At 60.3% G+C, this 1,577-nt stretch carries 1 protein-coding gene; it reads right to left on the bottom strand.

The annotated features are described in order from the left end of the window. Positions 1 to 77: 77 nt before the first annotated feature. A complete protein-coding gene (locus tag L8F97_RS22375; RefSeq protein WP_242154943.1) occupies positions 78 to 1,514 on the bottom strand; it encodes an IS1182 family transposase in 1,437 nt (478 codons plus the stop codon). Positions 1,515 to 1,577 lie beyond the last annotated feature (63 nt).

The following is a 1,577-nucleotide window of genomic DNA, read 5'->3' as shown; positions in this document are numbered from 1 at the left end:
CAGGCCGTGTAAAAACGCGCTCGCAGGGCCAAGCGAGTGGTTTCAGGGCGGCGCGTTAGCGAGGCAAGCGTCGCCCCTCAGGTCTGCATTGCTGCGATCAGTGGCTGGACGCCGAAGATCGCGATCAGCCTTTTGAGGTTATAGGCCAGGATGTGGAGGCTGACCTCCGTTCTGACGTTTTTCAAAGTTTTCATGAGGAAGTGCGTCGATCCCATCCAGGCTTTGAGCGTGCCGAACGGATGCTCTACCGTTTGCCGGCGGATTCGCATCGCTTCTGGCTTGCGATCGAGGCGCCGGCCCATCGCTTCGACGACGGCTTCATGTTCCCATCGCTTGATCCGCCGCTCCTTGCCGGTCGTACATTGGTCATGCAGGGCGCAGGTCTGGCAGTTCGACGTCCAATAGCTATGGAGCGTCATGTCGGCCTCGACCGACGTGTAGCGATAGATCAGCCGCTCGCCGGCAGGGCATCGATAGATGTTCTCCTGCTCCACATAGACGAAGTCCTGTTTACCGAAGCGACCCCGCGCTTTAGCACCTGACGTCAGCGGCCTCGGTACGAAGGCGGTTACGCCGATGCCCTCGCAGGCTCGGATCTCTTCGCCCTTAAAGTATCCTTTGTCGGCGATGGCGTCCAAAACATCGACACCCATGGCCTGCTTGGCTTTGGCCGCCATGGTCGAAAGCTGGGCGCGGTCACTTCCGATATTCAGTAGTTCGTGCGCGACGATCAAATGATGCTGGGCATCGACGGCCGCCTGGAGATTATAGCCGACTATGCTCGTCCCGCGGCCCGCGCTTGTCATCGCGCGAGCATCGGGATCGGTCAACGATACCTGCTGGTCGGGCGCGAGCCGAACTTCCTCCTCCCGCGCTTCAAGGGCGCGCATCTGGTCGCGTAACCTTCCGATCTTCTCCTTCAGCCGCGCCGCTTTGGGCTCGGCGATATCGCTCTCTTCCCGATCGGCGCGATCGAGCTCTTCGAGATAGCGGTCGATGTTGTCCTGGACCTGCTTCATCCGCGACTGCACTTTCGCGGCCGTGTAGTTCTTGTCGCGATTATTGACCGCCTTCATCTTGCTGCCGTCGATCGCCACGACCGCGCGAGTGAACAGGTTCAACTGCCGGCATAGGCCAATGAACTGGCTGCACACCGCCCGGATCGCGGCGCCATTGGCCTGGCGGAAATTGGCGATCGTCTTGAAGTCGGGAGCCAGCCGCCCCGCCAACCACATCAGCTCGATATTACGCCCGGCTTCGCGCTCGAGCCGACGGCTCGACTGGACCCGATTCAGATAGCCATAAAGGTAGATCTTGAGCATCGTAGCCGGATGATAGGCCGGGCGCCCCGTCTCAGCCGGTGTCATCCCGGCAAACCCCAGCGCCTTCAAATCCAGCGCATCGATAAAGGCGTCGACGGCCCGAACCGGGTTGTCCTCCGATACGTAATCATCAAGCGATGCCGGCAGCAGAAAGTCCTGACGGCGGTCTGCACACTCTACGAAACGGCCCATCTCAAAGCCTCCCGAAACCCCGCAGATTAATACCATATTCCGGCGTTTTTACACAGCCTCGGG

This window comes from Sphingomonas sp. BAUL-RG-20F-R05-02 (genome assembly GCF_022662305.1).
Classification (GTDB): Bacteria; Pseudomonadota; Alphaproteobacteria; order Sphingomonadales; family Sphingomonadaceae; genus Sphingomonas.
This window is presented reverse-complemented; position numbering and strand designations above follow the sequence as displayed.